Source organism: Pseudomonas vanderleydeniana (genome assembly GCF_014268755.2).
Taxonomy (GTDB): domain Bacteria; phylum Pseudomonadota; class Gammaproteobacteria; order Pseudomonadales; family Pseudomonadaceae; genus Aquipseudomonas; species Aquipseudomonas vanderleydeniana.
Genome location: NZ_CP077093.1, coordinates 5,200,046 through 5,219,420, shown reverse-complemented (window position 1 = coordinate 5,219,420; position 19,375 = coordinate 5,200,046). Strand labels below are relative to the sequence as shown.

At 64.6% G+C, this 19,375-nt stretch carries 18 protein-coding genes; 7 read left to right on the top strand and 11 right to left on the bottom strand.

What is annotated here, in order from left to right; translation table 11 throughout:
- Positions 1 to 40 precede the first annotated feature (40 nt).
- Entirely contained in the window at positions 41 to 667 is a 627-nt protein-coding gene (locus HU752_RS23460) for a response regulator transcription factor (RefSeq protein WP_186684101.1), read from the top strand.
- 3 nt (positions 668 to 670) lie between these two features.
- Here HU752_RS23460 and dkgB read toward each other — a convergent pair whose 3' ends face one another.
- Together dkgB and HU752_RS23450 are read right to left on the bottom strand one after the other, a co-directional pair.
- On the bottom strand, positions 671 to 1,474 hold the full coding sequence (dkgB, locus tag HU752_RS23455) for a 2,5-didehydrogluconate reductase DkgB (RefSeq protein WP_186684099.1): 804 nt from the start codon (positions 1,472 to 1,474) through the stop codon (positions 671 to 673).
- Positions 1,475 to 1,839: 365 nt separating this feature from the next.
- Positions 1,840 to 2,376 carry an REP-associated tyrosine transposase gene (locus HU752_RS23450; protein WP_186684097.1) on the bottom strand — a complete coding sequence of 179 codons (537 nt, stop codon included), beginning with the start codon at positions 2,374 to 2,376 and terminating at the stop codon, positions 1,840 to 1,842.
- Between the two features lie 535 nt (positions 2,377 to 2,911).
- Here HU752_RS23450 and HU752_RS23445 point away from each other — a divergent pair.
- Both HU752_RS23445 and HU752_RS23440 read left to right on the top strand, forming a co-directional pair.
- Entirely contained in the window at positions 2,912 to 3,778 is an 867-nt protein-coding gene (locus HU752_RS23445) for a pirin family protein (RefSeq protein ID WP_186684095.1), read from the top strand.
- A 77-nt stretch (positions 3,779 to 3,855) separates the two neighbouring features.
- Positions 3,856 to 5,319: a mechanosensitive ion channel domain-containing protein gene (locus HU752_RS23440; RefSeq protein ID WP_186684093.1), complete on the top strand. Its 1,464-nt coding sequence runs from the start codon at positions 3,856 to 3,858 to the stop codon at positions 5,317 to 5,319.
- 39 nt (positions 5,320 to 5,358) lie between these two features.
- On the opposite strand, the gene HU752_RS23435 is transcribed toward HU752_RS23440, so the two are convergent.
- From HU752_RS23435 to pdxR, 4 genes are all read right to left on the bottom strand, one after another.
- Complete coding sequence (locus tag HU752_RS23435) at positions 5,359 to 7,791, bottom strand: TonB-dependent receptor (protein ID WP_186684086.1); 2,433 nt, start codon at positions 7,789 to 7,791, stop codon at positions 5,359 to 5,361.
- Between the two features lie 301 nt (positions 7,792 to 8,092).
- Positions 8,093 to 9,058 carry a FecR domain-containing protein gene (locus tag HU752_RS23430; protein WP_186684084.1) on the bottom strand — a complete coding sequence of 322 codons (966 nt, stop codon included), beginning with the start codon at positions 9,056 to 9,058 and terminating at the stop codon, positions 8,093 to 8,095.
- On the bottom strand, positions 9,058 to 9,555 hold the full coding sequence (locus HU752_RS23425; protein WP_186684082.1) for a sigma-70 family RNA polymerase sigma factor: 498 nt from the start codon (positions 9,553 to 9,555) through the stop codon (positions 9,058 to 9,060). The genes HU752_RS23430 and HU752_RS23425 overlap by 1 nt, the downstream gene beginning before the upstream one ends.
- A gap of 116 nt (positions 9,556 to 9,671) precedes the next feature.
- Entirely contained in the window at positions 9,672 to 11,099 is a 1,428-nt protein-coding gene (pdxR, locus tag HU752_RS23420) for a MocR-like pyridoxine biosynthesis transcription factor PdxR (protein ID WP_186684080.1), read from the bottom strand.
- Between the two features lie 175 nt (positions 11,100 to 11,274).
- Here pdxR and HU752_RS23415 point away from each other — a divergent pair, with 175 nt between their 5' ends.
- Positions 11,275 to 11,715 (top strand): carboxymuconolactone decarboxylase family protein, encoded by a 441-nt coding sequence (locus HU752_RS23415; protein ID WP_017905496.1) that lies wholly within the window; start codon positions 11,275 to 11,277, stop codon positions 11,713 to 11,715.
- Between the two features lie 103 nt (positions 11,716 to 11,818).
- Positions 11,819 to 12,730: a phytanoyl-CoA dioxygenase family protein gene (locus HU752_RS23410; RefSeq protein ID WP_186684078.1), complete on the top strand. Its 912-nt coding sequence runs from the start codon at positions 11,819 to 11,821 to the stop codon at positions 12,728 to 12,730.
- Here HU752_RS23410 and HU752_RS23405 read toward each other — a convergent pair.
- The 5 genes from HU752_RS23405 to HU752_RS23385 are packed head-to-tail and all read right to left on the bottom strand — an operon-like array spanning position 12,718 to position 16,575.
- A complete protein-coding gene (locus HU752_RS23405) occupies positions 12,718 to 13,137 on the bottom strand; it encodes a DUF6691 family protein (protein WP_186684076.1) in 420 nt (139 codons plus the stop codon). The two genes, HU752_RS23410 and HU752_RS23405, sit on opposite strands and share 13 nt — an antisense overlap.
- A 2-nt stretch (positions 13,138 to 13,139) precedes the next feature.
- A complete protein-coding gene (locus HU752_RS23400) occupies positions 13,140 to 13,574 on the bottom strand; it encodes a YeeE/YedE family protein (protein ID WP_186684074.1) in 435 nt (144 codons plus the stop codon).
- Between the two features lie 13 nt (positions 13,575 to 13,587).
- Positions 13,588 to 14,418 (bottom strand): sulfite exporter TauE/SafE family protein, encoded by an 831-nt coding sequence (locus tag HU752_RS23395; RefSeq protein WP_186684072.1) that lies wholly within the window; start codon positions 14,416 to 14,418, stop codon positions 13,588 to 13,590.
- A complete protein-coding gene (locus HU752_RS23390) occupies positions 14,415 to 15,674 on the bottom strand; it encodes an NAD(P)/FAD-dependent oxidoreductase (protein WP_186684070.1) in 1,260 nt (419 codons plus the stop codon). The genes HU752_RS23395 and HU752_RS23390 overlap by 4 nt, the downstream gene beginning before the upstream one ends.
- A 16-nt stretch (positions 15,675 to 15,690) precedes the next feature.
- Positions 15,691 to 16,575: an MBL fold metallo-hydrolase gene (locus HU752_RS23385; protein ID WP_186684068.1), complete on the bottom strand. Its 885-nt coding sequence runs from the start codon at positions 16,573 to 16,575 to the stop codon at positions 15,691 to 15,693.
- A gap of 258 nt (positions 16,576 to 16,833) precedes the next feature.
- On the opposite strand from HU752_RS23385, the gene HU752_RS23380 reads away from it, so the two are divergent.
- Positions 16,834 to 18,177 (top strand): sigma-54 interaction domain-containing protein, encoded by a 1,344-nt coding sequence (locus HU752_RS23380; protein WP_186684066.1) that lies wholly within the window; start codon positions 16,834 to 16,836, stop codon positions 18,175 to 18,177.
- Positions 18,178 to 18,527: 350 nt separating this feature from the next.
- Positions 18,528 to 19,250 carry an autoinducer binding domain-containing protein gene (locus tag HU752_RS23375; protein WP_186684059.1) on the top strand — a complete coding sequence of 241 codons (723 nt, stop codon included), beginning with the start codon at positions 18,528 to 18,530 and terminating at the stop codon, positions 19,248 to 19,250.
- Positions 19,251 to 19,375 lie beyond the last annotated feature (125 nt).

Genomic DNA, 19,375 nt, shown 5'->3' with positions numbered 1-19,375 from the left:
TGTCTCAAGCAGTGGCCGGCGTACTTCACAAGGATTTGCGATGCGTACAGCACTGATTGTGGACGATCACCCGTTCGTTCGCCTGGCTATCAAGATATTGCTGGAGAAACTCGACTATGAAGTGGTGGCCGAGGCCGACAACGGCGTCGATGCGGTGCAGCGGGCGCGGGAGCTGGAGCCGCAGTTGATCGTGATGGACCTGAACATTCCCAGGCTCGATGGCCTGGAGGTGATCACCCGGATCACCTCGCTGGGGCTGCCGGGCAAGATCGTGGTACTGACCGAGCAATCGCCGGAGTTCTACTCCGAGCGCTGCATGCGTGCCGGGGCCTTGGGCTACGTGTCCAAGACCGCCGAGCTCGATGAACTGCAACTGGCGGTACGGGCGGTGATGCTCAACAAGAGTTTCTTTCCCCGCCTGGAGGACCCGGGGCGCATGGCGACCCATGTCAACGAGTCCGAGGCGCGGCAGATCGAGAACCTCAGCAACCGCGAGCTGAGTATCCTGCGCTACATCGCCCGGGGCATGAAGAACAAGGAAATCAGCGCGCTGATGCTGCTCAGCGACAAGACCGTCAGTACCTACAAGACCCGGCTGATCGACAAGCTGAACCTCAAGTCGGTGGTGGCGCTGGCGGAGTTCGCCAAGCGCAACCAGTTGCTCTGACGGTCAGTCCCAGGCCGGGGCGAGGCCGGCCGGGCTGGTCAGCCGGTGACCGCGCTCGAGGCCGGCGATGAGTGCCATGTCCTGGTCGTTCAGGCGCAGTTCGCGGGCCTTGAGGTTGCCAGCCAGGTTTTCGCGTCGGGTCGAGGACGGGATCACCGCGTAGCCCAGTTGCATGGCCCAGGCCAGGGTCACCTGGGCCGGGGTGGCCTGGTGGCGCTCGGCGATCTGGTGGATCACCGGGTCCTTGAGCACTTCACCATAGGCCAGGGTCATGTACGAGGTGACCTGGATGCCCTGGCTCTGGGCGAACGCCGCCACCTTGCGGTTCTGCAGGTAGGGGTGCAGTTCGATCTGGTTGGTGGCGATCTGTTCGGCACCGACCGCGGCGATGGCTTGCTGCATCAGGTCGACGGTGAAGTTGGAGATACCGATCTGGCGGGTCAGGCCCAGCTGCTTGGCTTCCAGCAACGCGGCCATGAATTCGGCGACCGGCACTTCGTTCCCGGGCGATGGCCAGTGGATCAGGGTCAGGTCGAGGTAATCGGTGCCGAGCTTGCGCAGACTGTCCCTGAGGCTGGGGATCAGCTTGTCCTTGGCGAAGTTGGCGACCCAGATCTTGCTGGTGATGAACAGCTCATCGCGGGCTACGCCGCTGGCGGCGATGGCCTGGCCGACTTCGGCTTCGTTCTCGTAGATCTGTGCGGTGTCGACGACCCGGTAGCCGAGATCGAGAGCGGTCCTGACCGAATCGATGACGACCTGGCCCTGCAGGCGAAAGGTACCGAGGCCAAAGGCGGGGACAGACATGGTTGACTCCTGGAATGACGGTGGGAATGGGCAGGAGTATCCCCATCCCTATCTTTGAGAAAAATACAGGCTGGGGAAAAGGAATCTTTACCACCCGGCACGAATTCACGTGTCCAGGTGGGGTGGACGCGGAGCGTCCTTGGATGCATTCCCACGCAGAGCGTGGGAACGATCGACGGAGGGCGAGGGAACGATAGGCGCAGGGCGGGGGGAACGAACGACGCAGGGCGAGGGAGTGATCGGCGCAGGTCAGGGGAGCGATCGGTGGGGCTTTTAACCCCCCACTCGCTGATAGTTCCCACGCTCCGCGTGGGAATTCAGCCTGTGACGCTCCGCGTCACACCACATCAGCTCACACCACTCCTTCACCCATCCCACCGCTGAATCTCGATCAACCCCTCCAGGCCGGCATAGTTGCGAGCACTGGAGTAACGCCAGTGCTCCGCCAGGTCGACATAACCCCGTTTCACCGGGTTGTGGTGGATATAGTCGAGCTTTTCCCGCATCACCCGCTCGCTGCACACCAGCTCCGCATGTGAGCCCTCCTGCCAGAGCTGATAAACCCGGTCCCGCTTGTGTGCTCGCTTGCTGAAGCGCAGGCGCTGCAGGGCTCGCTGCGCATTGTCCTGCTGCAACTGGTCGATGATCCGGCGGGCGGTGAACGACTTGAAGCTGCTCAGGCAGCGGTTCAACTCCGGTGCCTGGGCGACGAAGTGCAGATGATTTTCCAGGACCACGTAGCCATGCAGGCGCAAGCCCTGGTAAGCCTGCTGATAGCGCCAAGATTCCAGCAGCAGGCTGACCAGGGCGGGGCGAGTGAATAGCGGTAGCCACTCCATGACGGTACAGGTGAGAAAGTGCGGTTGGTCGGGTTCGATGATGGTGTAGCGGCTTCTGCCCATGAGATCGTCCGTGATTGGGTGTGGGCTCGGTGACGCAGAGCGTCGATGGCTGCATTCCCACGCAGAGCGTGGGAACGATCAGTTGAGTCTAGGCGCGCCTGGAGCATTACCAGCCTGGCAAGTGTCAGCAAATCCTTCCAAGCCGGTTGTCACCGCCATCAGCATCTCCCATCACGGTCGTGCAACACGCACCGATGATTCCCACGCTCTGGACTGCCCCACACCGATAGCTGCGACGCTCCGCTCCCGCACCGATGGCTTCCACGCTCTGGACCACCCCACACCGATAGCTGCGACTCTCCGCTCCCGCTCCGATGATTCCCACGCTCTGGACCTCCGCACACCGATCGTTCCCACGCTCCGCGTGGGAATGCCTCCCGTGACGCTCCGGCGTCACAAGCGCACACCCGCATCAGGTCATCATCCGCATCCCAATCGTTCGTTCCATGGCTGGGACGATGAGGTTGATTTTTGCCGACTACCGCTAAAAACGCAGCGAATCTAAGCTATGCCCCATGACTTGATGGAGGCATCCATGAAAAAGATTCTTGGCATCTATACCAGCCCGCGCGGCCACTGGGTCGGCGACGGTTTCCCGGTGCGCACGCTGTTTTCCTACGATGGCCTGGGCCAGCGGATCAGCCCGTTCCTGATGCTCGATCACGCCGGTCCCGCCGAATTCACCCCGACCACCGAGCGTCGTGGCGTCGGCCAGCACCCCCATCGCGGTTTCGAAACTGTGACCATCGTCTATGACGGCGAAGTCGAACACCGCGACTCCACCGGCGCCGGCGGCATCATCGGCCCGGGCGACGTGCAATGGATGACCGCGGCGGCGGGAATCATCCACGAGGAGTTCCATTCCGAAGCCTTCGCCCGCCGTGGCGGCCGGCTGGAAATGGTCCAGCTGTGGGTCAACCTGCCGGCGCGTGACAAGTCGGCGCCGGCTGGCTACCAGGGCATCCTCGACCGCGACATCCCGAACATCGCCCTCAAGGACGGTGCCGGCCACCTGCGCCTGATCGCCGGCGAGTTCGAGGGCCAGCGTGGCCCGGCGTGGACCTTCACGCCGATCGATGTCTGGGACCTTCGCCTGGCCGGCGGCAAGCCGCTGGACCTCGACCTGCAGGCCGGCCACAACACGGTGCTGGTAATGCTGCGCGGCAGTGTGCGGATCAACGGCGAAGCACTGGCGAGCGCCGGGCAACTGGTGGTGTTCGAACAGGCCGGCGAGCAGCTGCGGCTGGAGGCCGATGGCGATGCCATGCTGCTGTTGCTCAGTGGCGAACCGATCGACGAGCCGATCGTGGGCCATGGGCCCTTTGTGATGAATACCGAGGCCGAAATCCACCAGGCATTCGTCGACTTCCACAGCGGTCGTTTCGGCCAGATGGATGACTGAACACAGGCTGTGAGCCGTGGGTGAAAGCGGGCTATCCTTGGCGCCTGCAGCTGTCCAGCTGTTTTCGGAGCCGTGCGATGCCTGACCTGTTCACCCAACAACCCCTGTTGCTCGATCACCCGCTGCTATGCGCGCTGTTTCTGCTGGTGATCGACCTCCTGCTGTGGCGCCTGCTCGGTTCGCGTAGCGGCAACTGGAAGCTGGTGGTGCGCCTGAGCGTGTTTTCGCTGTACAGCCTGGTGTTGTTCAACGAAGGCATGAACCCGATGCAGATCGCGCCGTGGCCTGACGATATCCCGCGGCACCTGGCGGCTACCGGATTGCAGATCGGCTGGTGGCTGTTCGGCGCGCGGACCCTGACGGTGCTGGTCGGCACGGTGATGATGCAGCGGGTCGGCCATGCCGGCCGGCTCTTGCAGGACGTGCTGGGGGCGATCATCTTCCTGATTGCGATCATCGCGGCGGCGGCCTATGTCCTCGACCTTCCGGTCAAAGGCGTGCTGGCGACCTCCGGCGCCTTTGCGATCATCGTCGGCCTGGCCTTGCAGAGTACGCTCAGCGACGTGTTCTCCGGCATCGTGCTCAACACCACCAAGCCCTATCAGGTCGATGACTGGATCTCCATCGACGGTACCGAAGGCCGGGTGGTTGACATCGATTGGCGCGCGACCCGCCTGCAGACCTCCCAGGGCAGCCTGGCGGTGGTGCCCAACTCGCTGGCGGCGAAGGCGCGGATCATCAACTTCAGCCGTCCCAGCGACGTGCACGGCTTGACCATCAGCCTGCAGGTCAGCCCTCATGTGCGGCCCCATGTGGTGATCGAGGCGCTGGAGCGTGCGGTGCTCGGGTGCCGGGCACTGCTGACCACGCCGGCCCCGAGCGTGGCGCTGAAAAGTTCCGGCGCGGCCGGTGTGGAGTATGAAATCACCGGTTTCGTCGCGAGCATGGGCCTTAAGCGCGAGGTGCGCAACCAGCTGTTCGACCTGGCGTTCCGGCATTTGCAGGCGTCGGGCGTGAGCCTGCTGTCGGCGGCGGAGAGCGCATTGCCGAGCAGCACCTCACGGCCACGGGCGTTGCTGGAGAGCTCGCCTATCTTCTCGACGCTGCGTTCCGAGGAGAAGGAAACCTTCAGCCAGAACATGGTGCCGCAGCTGTTCCGGGCTGGCAGCATGATCCTGCCGCGCGGTGAGGTCAGCGATCACCTGTTCATCATCGAATCGGGCGTGGTGTCGGTGACCCTGCTGCGTGGCGACAAGCCCAGCGAAGCGGCACGGATGGGCCCGGGCGAGGTGATCGGCGAGGCCGGAATCGTCGCCGAGCAGGGGATGCCGGCGGACTTCACGGCCAAGACCGATTGCCTGCTGTACCGGATCGAGAAGGAATACCTCAAGCCCTGCCTGGATGCCCGGCATGATATCGGCGAGGCGATGAGGACCCTGGTCGACCATCGCCTGCATGCGGCGCAGAACTTTACCCGCGAAGTGCCCAAGCCGGAGGTCAAGCGGGGGTTCATGCAGTGGCTGCGTAGCCGTGGACTGTAGGATTGGGAGTAGCGGCTTGTAGCGGTGCGCCGCGCTCGATCAGAAATCCACGGTCGCCGAGACTTTCAGGGTTCGCGGTGTGCCCTGGGTCAGGTAGCCGCCGTTGGCCGAAGCCCAATAGGCGGTATTTGCCACGTTCTCCAGGTTGGCCCGCAGGGTGACTTCCTTCTCGTCCAGCTTGAAGCGATAGCGCGAGCCCAGGTCGAAGCGGTTCCAGCTCGGCAGGCTCAAGGTGTTGCTGGCGTTCGCGTATTGCCCGCCGGTACGCAGCATCCGTGCGCTCAGCGCCGCGCCCTCGATACCCGGTACGTCCCAGTCGGCGCCCAGGTTGAACTGGAAGCTCGGTACGCCGATCGCGCGGTTGCCATCGTTGGTGCCGTTGAGGGTACCGGTCAACTCGGTCTTCATCACCGTCGCGCCACCCAACAGGCGCAGCCCCTGCAGCGGCTCGCCGAACAGAGTCAGCTCGACGCCCTTGTTGATCTGCTCACCCTCGACCCGGAAAATCCGGTCGGAACCGGTGTAGCTGGAAGGCTGCTCAATGCGATAGACGCCCAGGCTGCCGCCGTAGCTGTCCATGTCCACCCGTACCCCGGCCTCGACCTGCTTGCTGCGCACCGGCGCAAAGGTCTCGGTGCTGTTGATCGCGGTGGTGGGGGCTGACGGACCCTTGGCCAGGCCTTCGATGCGGTTGGCATAGAAGGACACATGGTCCCAGGGCTTGATCACCAGGCCGTAGACCGGCGTGGTGATCGACTCGTCGTAGCTGGCGTTGTGCACGCCGGTGACGGTGTTCCAGCCGTTGACCACGATGGACTGGCGGCGTGCACCGACGGTCAGCAGCACGCGGTCGTCGAGAAAGCCCAGGGTGTCGGCTATCGCCGTGCTGCGGATCTGGTTCCGACCGACCACCCGAGGGTCATGGATGTCGCTGCCGAACGAAGTCGCCACCGGCCGTGGCCGCGGAACCACATCGTAGATATTGTTGAAGTAGCGCCCGGCACTGGCGATGTTCTCGTAGGCCGAGCGCTGTTCGCCCCACATGCCGGCCAGGCCGAAGCTCAGTTGATGGCTGACCGGGCCAGTCTGCAGGTGGCCGTTGAGCCCGGTCATCAGGCTGCGGTTATCCTCGGTGTGGGGCGAGTAGAGCATGCCGCCACGGGCGTTGCCGCTGGTGTCGGTGAGGGTCAGCGAAGAGTACACGCCGTTTTCCCGGGTGTACTTGGCGCCACCGGCGACATAGCCGGTCCAGTTGTCATTGAAGTCATATTCGGCCCGGGCCATGCCGAAAGTGTCTTCCAGTTGCGAGTAGCTCCAGGACTGGGCGTAGTTGTCCTTGGCCGATGGCGCGTGGGGCACCTTGTCCAGGCTGGCGTCGAGGTAGATCACCGGCCGGCCCTGGTTGATCACCTGCTTCTGGTAGCCGAGATCCGCCGACAGCCGCAGGCGTTCGCCGCGATAGTCCAGGCCGAGGGTGGCGAGGGTCGAGCGGCGGTCCTCGTCGTCGATCCCGCTGTCGCCCTCGCGTTGCAGCAGGTTGAGGCGGGCGCCGAAGCGGTTGTCTTCACCGAAGCGTTGGCCCAGGTCGACGTGCGCGCCGGTGCGGCCGGAGCCACCGGCATCGAGGGTGACACTGCGGGTCGGTATGTCCCCGGCGCGCTTGGGTTGCAGGTTGACCCCGCCGCCGATGCCGCTGCCGCCGGGGGTGACGCCGTTGATGAAGGCGTTCGGCCCCTTGAACAGCTCGACCCGCTCCAGCGCCTCGGTGGCGATGATCTGCCGTGGCAGCACACCGTACAGGCCGTTGTAGGCGATATCGTCACCGTTCAGTGGCAGGCCGCGGATCACGAACACCTGGGAGAAGTTGCCGAAGCCGGAAGACTGGCGTACCGAGGCATCGTTGAGCAGCACATCGCCGACGGTTTGCGCCTGCTGGTCGCGGATGGTCTGGGCAGTGTAGCTGGTGACACTGAAGGGCACGTCCTCGACCGACTGGTTGCCGAGCAGCCCCAGGCGGGCACTGCGGGCCACCTGGCCACCGCTGTAGACCTCGGCGTCGGCGGCGGACTCGCCGCTGATGGTGGTCGCGCCCAGCTCCAGGGCTCCATTGGATTCGACATGGGGGGCGAGGGTGTAGCCGCTGGTGCCGCTGCTGATCAGGTCGAAGCCGCTGCCGTGCAGCAGTTGCTGGAAGCCTTCGAGGACGCCGTAGTTGCCGTTGAGCCCGGGGCTCTGGCGATTGCCCAGCAGGGCCGGGTCGAAGGACAGCGGCACGCCAGCACTGACGGCGAACTGCGCCAGCACCTGGTGCAGCGGGCCGGGGGCGATGCGGTAGTGGCGTGGGGCATTTTGCGCAGTGATTTCGTTGGCGTGGCCGCTGGCGGGCAGGGTGACGCCGAGGGTCAGGCCAAGGGCCAGGGTCAGCGCCTGGAGCGGCAGGCGGGACGTCAGGGGGTGGTGCCTGGAGGTCATCGAGCAATCATTCCTGTCAGGAGCGTGGAAACGCAGGGGGTTATCCACACACCGGACGAGCGTGAAAAAGGTATCAGTGAAACTGTAGATACTCTGTTCCCGGTCAAGCTTCGATCGTTCCCACGCTCGGCGTGGGAATGCCTCCCAGGACGCTCAGCGTCCGCTCTTGCGACGCAGAGCGTCACGGGCTGCGTTTCCACGCCGAGCGTGGGAACGATCAAGGATGACGCGGGTCTCTGATGCCCCGTGGTGTCTGGGCTACCCTCGCGAGCAATCGAGTGTCGACCGGCTGCACCTACAATCAGGCTCGACCCTCGACCGACACCCAATAACGGGTCAACCGGCTGACCTTCAGCGGCAAGGTGTTCTGCAGCAGTTGCAGGCTCGAATCGGTGTCCTTCAGTGAAAACGCCCCCGACACCCGCAACTCGGCCACCGTCGACTGGCAGCGCAACACCCCGGGCCGGTAGCGCCCCAGTTCCTGCAGCACATCCGCCAGGCGCATGTCGCGCGCCAGCAGCATGCCGCGGTCCCAGGTCAGGCTGGCAATGTCGAAGTGCTCCACCGGCCCGATCCGGCTGTAGTGCAACCCCGCGCGTTGCCCGACCTGCAGCGTCGAGCTGGCCCCACCGGCCTGGGCCTCGAGCTCAACGGCGCCTTCGAGCACCGCGACCTCACTGCGTTGTCCGTCGATCCGCACGTTGAAGCGGGTGCCCAGCGCTCGCGCAGTACCTTGCGGGGTCTCGACGATGAACGGTCGGTAGGTCGGTGACGGGTCGCGGGCGGTGCTGACCAGGATCTCGCCGGTCAACAGGACCAGCCGGCGCTCCTGGCCGCTGAAGGCGATGTCCAGCGAGCTGTCGGTGTTGAGCAGGACCTGACTGCCATCGGCCAGGTTCAGGGTACGCTGTTCGCCGACCGCGGTGCGCTGGTCGGCCGTCCATTGCTCCCAGGTGCCGCGCTGCCAGGCCACGCCAAGGGGGGCAGCCAGCAACAACAGGCCGATACGGTTCAGCACCTGGCGGCGACCGAGGCCCTGCTGGCGTTCGGTGCGCTTGAGGGTGTCCCTGACGATTGCGGCGGGCACGCTGCGAAAGTCGCCGAGCACCGCTTCGGCCCGCTGCCAGGCCTGGGCATGTTCGGCACTGCGCTGGCGCCACTGTTCGATGGCCAGGCGATCAGCTGCCGAGGCCGTGCCGGAATGCAGTTGCACCAGCCAGTCGGCGGCTTCGCCGAGGATACGCGGGTTGATCGGGGCTTGGCTCATCAGGCGACGCTCAGGCAAGCGATGAACGCATCACGCATGTAGCGCTTGACGCTGATCAGCGAGACGCCCAGGCGTTCGGCGATCTCCTGGTAGGTCAGGCCGTCGATCTGCGACAGCAGGAACGCCTCGCGGGTCTTGCGTGGCATCTCCTGCAGCAGCGCCTCGATCCGCCACAGGGTTTCCAGGATCAGCAGGCGGGTTTCCGGCGACGGCACTTCCTGCGGTGGCAGGTGGGCGATGGTTTCCAGATAGGCCCGTTCGACCTCCTGGCGGCGCCAGCGGTCGACCACCAGGCCCTTGGCGATGTGCGTCAGCAGCGCGCGCGGCTCGCTACCCAGCGAGCGTGCGGCAGGGCGGCTGAGCAGGCGCAGGAAGGTATCGTGGGCCAGGTCCGCGGCATCGCAGCTGTTGCCCAGCTTGCGGTTGAGCCAACCCTGCAGCCAGCCGTGATGCTCGCTGTAGAGCGTGTGAATATGCGGGTGATGGGCTGACGACATGGCACCGACTGCTCGCTGGAGCGCATCCTGCGTGAATGTAATTAAGAATTGATCTCATTCTAGCGGTGTGTGCCATGGGCTGGCAATTGCCGTGTGTCAACGAGCGTGCCGAGGGATCAGGCGATCTGCTTGAGCAGCTCCAACACCCGGTCCAGCGACGGCTGGATATCCAGGGTTTCGATCGAACCGTAGCCCATCAGCAGGCCGGTGCGTGGCGGTGCGGTGTGGAAGAAGGGCGCCAACGGGTACAGCCCGACTTCGAACCTTTTCGCCAGGTCGATCAGTTGCGGGATGTCCACCGCGCCGCGATTGAGGATCGCCAGGTGGTAGCCGGCCGTGGAGTGGATGCGTTCGAACCAGGGTGACAGGTCGCCGTCCAGCCGTTCGATGAGCTTTTCGCGACGGCTGGCGTAGGCCTGGTGGCAGCGGCGGATATGCTTGACCAGGTAACCGTCGTTGATGAACTTGGCCAGGGCCCACTGGGCCAGGGTCGCGGTGTGCCAGTCGGTCAGTTGCTTGGCCGAGACCAGGGCCTTGAGCAGCCCCGGCGGCGCCACCAGGTAGCCCAGGCGCAACTCGGGCAGCAGCGTCTTGGAGAAGGTCCCGACATAGGCCACCAGGCCATGCTGGTCGAGACTCTGCAGGCAATCGGTGGGCCGTCCCTCGTAGCGGAACTCGCAGTCGTAGTCATCCTCGATGATGATCGCGCCCAGCTCGCGTGCGCGTTCCAGCAGGGCCTGACGGCGTTCCAGGCTCATCGGCATGCCCAGCGGGAACTGGTGCGCCGGGGTGACGTAGATCAGCCGCGTGCCCTCGGGAATCGCCTCGACCCGGATGCCCTGTTCATCCACCGGTACGCCCACCACCCGCGCGCCCTGGGCGGCGAACAGCAGCCGGGCCGGCGGGTAGCCGGGGTCTTCGACAGCGACCAGGCTGCCGGGCTCCACCAGCACCCGGGCGACCAGGTCCAGGGCCTGCTGGGCGCCATTGGTCACCAGCAGGTCGCTGGCGTTGCAGCGCACGCCCCGGGCAAAGCCGATATGCCGGGCAATCGCCTCGCGCAGCATCGCAATACCCTCCGGCTGGCTGTACAGACCACGGGCCTGGGCGGTCTGGCGCAGGGCGAAGAGCACACAGCGGCGCCATTCGTCGTGGGGGAACTGGTGCTTGCTGGTGGCGCCGCCGAGGAAGTCGTAGCGCAGGGTGCCGAGCGGGTGGTGCAGCGGCACCGAGGCCTCGCGCCACTGGCGTACCACTGCCGCACCGGCCAGCTCCTCGCCCTGGGCCGGGGTGCGCTCGCGCGGGGCATGCGAGGCGACGAAGGTACCGGCACCGACCCGGCCGATCAGCAGGTTGTCGTAGGTCAGTTGGGCGTAGGCATCGGCCACGGTCTTGCGCGATACCCCCAGCTGTTCGGCGAGCAGCCGGGTCGGCGGCAGCTGCGTGCCTGCGGCCAGTTGGCCGGTGGTGATGGCGCTGCGCAGTTGGTCGGTGATCTGCCGGGCCAGGTCGCGACGACCCTCGAGGGTGATGTGCAGTTCCATGTGAGGGCTCGCTGGAAGGAGAGGGTGGTGCGGGTCAGCCCGCAGTTTAGCCTGCGGCCGGTGTCCTTGGCAGCGGTCGCCGATTGGCTTCCCGATCTTGCCCGGAATTGGCTATTTGGCTTGTGGCCTCGCGGGCTTAACGTAGCGCCATCAACCACCTGTCAGGAACACTGCCATGCAACCTCGTATCGATTTCTACACCGCTTCGCCGGATGCCATGAAAGCCATGATGGCGCTGGAGGGGGCGGTGAACAAACTGCCGCTGGAAAAATCCCTGCTGGAACTGGTGAAGATGCGCACTTCGCAGATCAACGGCTGCGCCTTCTGCCTGGACATGCACAGTGCCGATGCGCGCAAGGCCGGTGAAACCGAGCGGCGCCTGTACACCCTGTCGGCCTGGCGTGAAACGCCGTTCTTCAGTGCCCGTGAGCGGGCCGCCCTGGCCTGGACCGAGGCGCTGACCCGGGTTTCGGAAACCCACGCCCCGGACGAGGACTATGCGCTGCTCAATGCCGAGTTCAGCCCGGCCGAGCAGGTCAACCTGACCTTGGCGATCAACACCATCAACAGCTGGAACCGCCTGGCGGTTGGTTTCCGCAAGATGCCGACCGAGTGATCGGCTGTACGGTGGTTTTTTCTCGCCACTGAGCCTGTTGTCGCCGCGTGCGCCTGTTCTAGAGTGCGGGTACTTGTACCCGCCCAATGGGGAGCGTTACCGGATGTACAGCCAGTTGCAGCCACCAGCCATGCCTGAAGAGTTTCATTCGCGGATCTACGCCGGGGAGGTGTTCGCCCTGGCGTTGCCGGCCATGCAGGCACTGGTCGAGGCGGCTCGTGGCCTGCTGGAAGAGACGCTGTATCCCTTCGAGCCGACCCGGATCCATCAGCACCTGGATCACGTCCAGCAAGCGCAGTGCTTCACGCGCCTGCAGACGCTGTTCCATCGACATGACGGCATACAGCGCAGTTGGGCGCAGGTGCTCGACAGCCTGGGGCTGGCCGCCGGCGGCATTGCCTGTGATCGCCTGCACCTGCGTTTCCAGCCACCGCACCCACCGGGCGAGGCCGCACCGCGCGACCGTGCCACCGCGACCATCGCCTTCCATCGCGACACCTGGGGTTCGAACCTCTATGCCCAGACCAACTGGTGGGCGCCGATCTACCCGATCAGCGCCGGGCGGACCTTCGCCATTTATCCACAGCTCTGGCAACGGGCACTGGCCAACAGCAGTGCCGATTTCGACCTGAGCCGGGTGCTGCAACGCTCGCACCGCGATGGCCGCAACTCGGTGGACGCCGACCAGGCGATTCCCCACCTGCTGGAGCCCATCGACGATGAAGTGGCGGTGCCGGTGGTGATCGACCCCGGTAGCCTGCTTGCGTTCTCCGGCGCCCACGCCCATGCCGGAGTGCCCAATCACACGGACCGGACGCGGATCTCCTTCGAAACCCGCACGGTCTGTATCGACGATGTGCTGGCCGGTCGCGGCGCACCGAATGTCGACGGTCGCGCACCGTGGCGCTCGCCGGGTTTCTTCCGGCGGCTGAGCGATGGCCGGCGCCTGCATGAGGTGCTCGGTTGCGATTATCTCCAGGCTTGCGAGCCGCTGACGCTGCTTCAGCGTCCCTGACGAGCCTGCAGGCGGGCGAACAGCAGCATGCCAGCGAGCATCGCCGCGACGAACACGGCGCTCTGCCAGTGCCCGCCGGGCAGCAGCACCAGGGCCGGGCCCGGGCAGATTCCGGCGATCCCCCAGCCCACGCCGAACAACAGGCTGCCACCGACCAGGCGGCGATCCAGCTTTCGTGTAGCGGGTATCTGCATGGGCGCGCCGAGCAGCGAGCGCGGCTGTTTCATTGCCCAGTGAAACGGCAGCCAGGCGCTGCCGATGGCGCCGAGCATGACCAGCGCGAGGGAAGGATCCCACTGTCCGCCGATATCGAGGAAGGCCAGGACCTTGGCCGGATTGCTCATGCCCGCCAGCAACAGACCGAGGCCGAACAGCAGGCCGGCGAGGAAGGCTGTCAGCTTGCGCATGCTCAGTACCCCACCAGGTGACGCAGTACCCAGACCGTCAGGAATCCCGCCAACATGAAGCTCAGCGTGGCGACGATCGATCGTGGCGACAGGCGTGAGATGCCGCACACGCCATGCCCGCTGGTACAGCCGGAACCGTAGCGGGTACCGATGCCGACCAGCAGGCCGGCGACGGCGAGCGTGAAGCCGTTGCCTTCGAACTCGACCACGTGCGGCAACTGGAACAGCCCCCAGGCCAGCGGTGCCGCCAGCAAGCCGAGCAGGAACAGGGCTTTTTCTGCACGTCCTTCGCCACCTCGCTGCAACAGGCTGCCGAGCAACCCGCTGATGCCGGCGATCCGGCCGTTGAACAGCACGAACAGGCTGGCGGCCAGTCCGATCAGGACCCCGCCGCCAAGGGCGGAAAGGGGCGTGAAATGCAGCGTATCGAGGGACATGAGGACTTCCTGATCAGGTGTGGCCGGCAAGGCCCAGTGCATTGAGAACCAGCATCAGCGCGGCGAGGAACCCGGTCAAGGCAAACAGTTGCTGCAGTCTGGGCCCGGCCAGCCGTCCGGCGACCTGGCGGCCCAGCACCAGGCCGACCACCGCGCCGGCAGCGAATGGTGCACCGACCGACCAGTGCATCACGCCCGACAAGGTGGCCGTGACCACGCTGCCGGTCGACACCAGGGCGATCACCGCCAGGGAGGTGGCGACGATGCTCTTGCTGTCGAGGTTGGTATAGCGGGTCAGCGCCGGGATGATCACGAAACCGCCACCGACCCCGAGCAGCCCCGAGAGCAACCCGGACAACATGCCGGTGATGGTCAGCGCCCGGGCGCAGGGCAGGGTCCAGCGCAGGCGTCCCTGCAGCGGGTTGAGCACGCAGGGCAGGAATTCGGCGCGTGGCGCCGGCTGGCCGTGTTCGAGTTCGTGGCGGGCCTTGTTGAAGATCCGTGCGCAGGCGTAGACCATCACGACGGCGAAGCCCAGCGCCAGCGGCTCGTTCGGTAGTCGGTGGGCCAGCCACAACCCCACGGGGGTGAGCAGGATGCCGATGCCGGCGATGAAGCCGGCGGCGCGATAACGCACGATACCCTGGCGCAGCCCGAGCAGGGCGCCGACGGCTGCGGCCAGGCCGACCGCCAGCAGGCCGATCGGCGCGGCCTGGGCCATCGACAGACCCAGCGCGAACACCAGCAGCGGCACCGCCAGGATGCCCCCGCCGGCGCCGGTCAGGGCGAGGATCGCGCCAATCAGCAGACCGAGCCCGCTGCCGAGCAACATGGCTTCGTTCATGGGGCTGACGTGTCCGCCTGCAGGGTGGGGCGTGCCAGCCATTCATGGCCCTTGAGCATGCCGCGCCAATACAGCGGTGGCAGCAGTCGTTCCTTCAGCCACCAGGCCAGCCGGGTCGGCCGGCGACCGTCGAGCAGCCAGGGAGCGAAGGTCGGTGCCAGCTTGCCACCGTAGGTGAACTCGGCGAGGACGATCTTGCCGCGCTCCACCGTCAGCGGACAGGAGCCATAACCGTCGTACACGGCCGGACGTGCCAGTCGACCGAGGGCCACCAGCACGTTGTTCGCCACCACCGGGGCCTGCTTGCGTGCCGCCGCGGCGGTCTTGGCGTTGCTGGTGTTGGTGACATCCCCAAGGCCGTGGATGTTGGCGAACTGGCGATGGCGCAGGCTGGCCGGGTCGACATCGACCCAGCCGGCGGCGTCGGCCAGCGGGCTGTTGCGAATGAAGTCCGGGGCGATCTGCGGTGGTACCACGTGCAGCATATCGAATGGGCGCACCACGGTTTCCCGGCTGCCGTCGGCCAGGGTGCGGGCGAAGGTCGCCTGCCTGGCGGGGCCGTCGACAGCCACCAGGTTGTGGCCGAACTGCAGGTCCACGGCGTACTTGCCGATGTACTCCATCAGCGCCGGCACATAGTCGGGCACGCCGAACAGCACCGCGCCGGCGTTGAGGAAGCTCGCCTTGACCTGGCCCTGACGGCCGGTTTTGCGCCAATGGTCGCAGGACAGGTACAGCGCCTTCTGCGGCGCCCCGGCGCACTTGATCGGCATTGGCGGCTGGCAGAACAGCGCCTGGCCTTGCTTGAGCTCCTGCACCAGTTTCCAGGTGTAGGGCGCCAGGTCATAGCGGTAGTTGGAGGTCACGCCATTGCGCCCGAGGGTTTCCTCCAGGCCTTCGATGGCGCCCCAGTTCAGCTTCAGGCCGGGACAGACGACCAGCTGCTGGTAACCGATGCGGCGCTGGTCGGCCAGCACCACGCAGTTGGCCTCGGGCTCGAAGGCACTGACTGCGGCCTTGATCCACTGCACGCCGCGCGGGATCAGCGACGCCAGCGGGCGGGCGGTCGACTCGGGGCTGAACACCCCGGCCCCGACCAGGGTCCATCCCGGCTGGTAGTAATGGGTGTCGGCCGGATCGATGATCGCGATGTCCAGGCCGGGGGCGCGGGCCAGCAGGCTGGAGGCAGTGGCGATGCCGGCGGCACCGGCGCCGATGATCAGGACCTGGTGTTGAGGGCGGGTATTCGAATTCATGGGAACGGGGCCTGGTTCAAAGGGAGTTCAGTGGAATCTTCAGGTAGCGCACGCCGTTGTCTTCCGGCTCCGGCAACTGGCCGCTGCGCATGTTCACCTGCACCGAGGGCAGCATCAGCACCGGCATGTCGAGGGTGGCGTCGCGGGCTTCACGCATGTTGACGAAGGTGTCTTCGTCGATGCCGTCATGGATGTGGATATTGCGCGCGCGTTGCTCGGCCACGGTGGTCATGTATTGCAGCTCGCGGCCGCCCGGCAGGTAGTCGTGGCACATGAACAGCCGGGTCTGCGGCGGCAGCGCCAGCAGGCCCTGGATCGAGCGGTACAGGGTGCGTGCATCGGCGCCGGGGAAGTCGCAACGGGCGGTGCCGTAGTCGGGCATGAACAGGGTGTCGCCAACGAAGGCAACGGTTTCATCACCGTCGTGAATCAGGTAGCTCATGCATGCCGGTGTGTGTCCGGGGGTGTGCAGGGCGGTGGCGCGCAGGTTGCCGATGGCGAACTCGCCGTGGTCGGCCAGCAGCACATCGAACTGGCTGCCATCGCGGCGGAACGCGCTGCCTTCGTTGAACAGCTCGCCGAACACCTGCTGCACCTGGGTGATATGGCTGCCGATCGCTACCTTGCCTCCCAGTTGCTCCTTGAGGTACGCCGCCGCCGACAGGTGGTCGGCGTGCACGTGGGTTTCCAGGATCCACTCGACCCGCGCGCCCAGTTCGCGAATCCGCGCGAGCAGGCGGTCGGCCGATTCGGTGCGGGTGCGCCCGGACTTGGGATCGTAGTCGAGCACGCTGTCGATCAGCGCACAGCAACGGGTGTCGCGATCCAGCACCAGGTAACTGATGGTCCAGGTATTGGGATCGAAGAAGGCTTCTACGGTCAGCTTGTCGCCGATGTTCATTGCGTACTCCAGGCAAAGAGGGATGGCGGCCGAGGGAGGCGGAGTCATCCCTTGTTCGTCGAGGATTTCAATAAGCATGCCAACGGACGGAGGTGCGCTTTTCCCACTGTTCATTGACGTTTGTCAGCACAGTTGGCGGAGTTTTGTGTATCTGGAAATCAGTTTGGCAGAAATGGCAGTATCGATGGCAGTCAGTGGCAGTAAAATGGCAGAGTCCAGCGCTCTGTATTAAGCTGCGGCCTTCGTCCCGGAGCCGCCATGAACCTGATTGCCACCGATCTCTCCCAGCCTGACATGCAGGCACTGGTGTCCTACCTCGAGCACGACGTGCAGCCGACCATCGTTCTCGACACCGACTACAACATCGTCGCGGCCAATACCGCCTACCAGCGCCAGTTCGGCGTCGAGGATCGGCCGCATGTCGGCGCCAAGTGCTATCGGGTTTCGCACCAGTTCGCCGTGCCCTGCGACCAGGCCGGTGAGCATTGCCCGATGCGCAAGGCCCATGAAACGCGCCTGCCCGAACGGGTCCTGCACATCCACCACACTCCACGCGGGCCGGAGCATGTCGATGTGGAACTGCGTCCGTTGCTCGGCCGCCAGGGCGAGGTGGTCGGCTACGTCGAGCGGCTGAACAGCGTTGCGGTGGCTGCGGCGCAACCCCAGCACCAGGGCCTGGTGGGGCGCTCGGTGGCGTTCAAGGACGCACTGACCGCGTTGCAGCGGGCGGCGCCGTCGCCGATTCCGGTGCTGCTGCAAGGTGAGTCGGGGACCGGCAAGGAACTGTTTGCCCGTGCCCTGCACGAAGGCAGCCCGCGGGCCGGTGGGCCGCTGGTGGTGGTCGATTGCACCGGCCTGACCGAAAACCTGCTGGAGAGCGAACTGTTCGGCTACGAGAAGGGCGCCTTTACCGGCGCCTTGCAGCGCAAGATCGGCCTGGCTGAAGCGGCCCATGGTGGCACGCTGTTCCTCGACGAAATCGGCGAGGTGCCGCTGGCGATGCAGGTCAAGCTGCTGCGGCTGATCGAGTCCGGCAGCTTCCGTCCGGTGGGCAGCCTGCGCACCGTGCACTCGGACTTCCGCCTGGTCTGTGCCACTCACAAGCCGCTCAAGGACATGGTCGGGGCGGGCAGCTTCCGCCAGGACCTGTTCTATCGCATCAGCGCTTTCCCGATCCGCCTGCCGGCGTTGCGTGAACGCAGCGATGACTTGCCGCTGCTGATCGACAGCCTGTTGCAGCGCTTGGCGCCGGGTGCCGTGCCGCGTATCGACCCGCAGGCGCTGCGGGCGCTGACCCTGTACGCCTGGCCGGGCAATATCCGTGAGTTGCGCAATGTGCTGGAACGGGCGCGGTTGTTTACCGACGACGGGGTGATTCGGATACAGGATCTGCCAGCGGAACTGCGCAACGAGGCTCCCGTGGCTGCCGTGTCGGCGCGTCTTCGCGGGCGCAAGGACCTGGAGCAACTGGCCCATGCGCTGGAGGTGTTCGAAGGCTCGCGCAGCGAGTTGGCGAAGGAGTTGGGAATGAGTGAGCGGACGTTGTATCGGCGGTTGCAGGCGCTGGGGGGCGAGGGCTTTTCTGCCATGGTGGACAAATGATTGGTGCCGTCAGGTTCCTGCCGAGATGATGATCGACCGTATTTTCCGGATCGGGATTACACCTTCTCGTCGCATTAGGCCAATGAGCCGATTCGCACTGCCGTGGATGATTGAGCACTGAAACATCGGGCGAGTACGCTGGACCTGCACGGTCCAGTGTCGCCCCGGACGAACTACCGGCGCATGCTCATGCCTTTCGTACTGTTGAATCACATCGGGAAACTGCGAAGGCTAGGGCGGTTTGGAACCGGGTGGTTTTCTTAAGATGTTGCAAAAATTATTCCGGGTAGAATCATTGTTTCAAGATTTGGCTTTAGAGTAGATTGAAATTCTAAAGGAATAGTGGGGTGATGCCAATGAGGCAGAATTCTGATTTCATGACATGGTGGGTCGATGTCAATTTGCGCTTTGCTAGTTGTGGTTCGGCTGATGAGCTGTTTCGGCAGATTGAAAATGAAATCTATGGGCTGGGGTTCGACTGTTTTGCCTATGGCTATCGTCGCCCGGTGCCCTTCAATCAGGGGGAAGCGCATCTCGTCGGTACCTATCCTGAAGAATGGCTCAAGCGCTACAACGAAAAGGGCTATGGGGCTACCGATCTTTCTGTCATCAAGGCTCGGAGCCAAGGGCTTGTGGTCTGGCAAGACCATGGTGAATTGCTGGACTCCAGGTTGTTCTGTGAGGCGCGTGAATGGAACCTGAACATTGGCGCAACCTTTGTGGCCAGAGGCAGAAACCAGACGTTGCACATGCTCGGTATTTCCAGAAGTGATGAGCCTATTGGCGCTGATGAAGTCCTGCTGCTCAAACTCAAGCTTCGATGTATCACAGAACTTCTTGAAGATAATCTGCAGTGCCCTGGCAGCGTTGCCCAGGCAGAGATTCTATTGAGCACCCGCGAAGCTGAAATATTACGGTGGATTGCTGATGGTAAGTGCTCAAGAAGTATTTCTGAAATATTGAGTCTTTCAGAACATACGGTCAATTATCATGTTAAGAGCATTCAGCGAAAGTTTGGTTCCAGCAATAGGGTGTTGACAGCGGCTTATGCGGCGGCCCTCGGTGTTATTTGATTGGTGGACTGTGTTTTTTCTGGATTCTATTCCCTGAGCTATCGGCATGGCTGGAAATTTCATGCTGCTTGAGCTTTCCTGTACGGTTTGCCTGGTCGATGAATCGATCATGCATGAGTGCTGGT

Bases quoted from the DNA above. Each gene is read 5' to 3' on its own strand.
- pdxR (WP_186684080.1), bottom strand. From the start codon at position 11,099: ATGGAACTGCACATCACCCTCGAGGGTCGTCGCGACCTGGCCCGGCAG.
- HU752_RS23450 (WP_186684097.1), bottom strand. From the start codon at position 2,376: ATGGGCAGAAGCCGCTACACCATCATCGAACCCGACCAACCGCACTTT.
- HU752_RS23405 (WP_186684076.1), bottom strand. From the start codon at position 13,137: ATGCGCAAGCTGACAGCCTTCCTCGCCGGCCTGCTGTTCGGCCTCGGT.
- HU752_RS23435 (WP_186684086.1), bottom strand. From the start codon at position 7,791: ATGACCTCCAGGCACCACCCCCTGACGTCCCGCCTGCCGCTCCAGGCG.
- dkgB (WP_186684099.1), bottom strand. From the start codon at position 1,474: ATGTCTGTCCCCGCCTTTGGCCTCGGTACCTTTCGCCTGCAGGGCCAG.
- HU752_RS23440 (WP_186684093.1), top strand. From the start codon at position 3,856: ATGCCTGACCTGTTCACCCAACAACCCCTGTTGCTCGATCACCCGCTG.
- HU752_RS23390 (WP_186684070.1), bottom strand. From the start codon at position 15,674: ATGAATTCGAATACCCGCCCTCAACACCAGGTCCTGATCATCGGCGCC.
- HU752_RS23385 (WP_186684068.1), bottom strand. From the start codon at position 16,575: ATGAACATCGGCGACAAGCTGACCGTAGAAGCCTTCTTCGATCCCAAT.
- HU752_RS23410 (WP_186684078.1), top strand. From the start codon at position 11,819: ATGTACAGCCAGTTGCAGCCACCAGCCATGCCTGAAGAGTTTCATTCG.
- HU752_RS23400 (WP_186684074.1), bottom strand. From the start codon at position 13,574: ATGTCCCTCGATACGCTGCATTTCACGCCCCTTTCCGCCCTTGGCGGC.
- HU752_RS23430 (WP_186684084.1), bottom strand. From the start codon at position 9,058: ATGAGCCAAGCCCCGATCAACCCGCGTATCCTCGGCGAAGCCGCCGAC.
- HU752_RS23445 (WP_186684095.1), top strand. From the start codon at position 2,912: ATGAAAAAGATTCTTGGCATCTATACCAGCCCGCGCGGCCACTGGGTC.
- HU752_RS23425 (WP_186684082.1), bottom strand. From the start codon at position 9,555: ATGTCGTCAGCCCATCACCCGCATATTCACACGCTCTACAGCGAGCAT.
- HU752_RS23415 (WP_017905496.1), top strand. From the start codon at position 11,275: ATGCAACCTCGTATCGATTTCTACACCGCTTCGCCGGATGCCATGAAA.
- HU752_RS23395 (WP_186684072.1), bottom strand. From the start codon at position 14,418: ATGAACGAAGCCATGTTGCTCGGCAGCGGGCTCGGTCTGCTGATTGGC.
- HU752_RS23375 (WP_186684059.1), top strand. From the start codon at position 18,528: ATGCCAATGAGGCAGAATTCTGATTTCATGACATGGTGGGTCGATGTC.
- HU752_RS23380 (WP_186684066.1), top strand. From the start codon at position 16,834: ATGAACCTGATTGCCACCGATCTCTCCCAGCCTGACATGCAGGCACTG.
- HU752_RS23460 (WP_186684101.1), top strand. From the start codon at position 41: ATGCGTACAGCACTGATTGTGGACGATCACCCGTTCGTTCGCCTGGCT.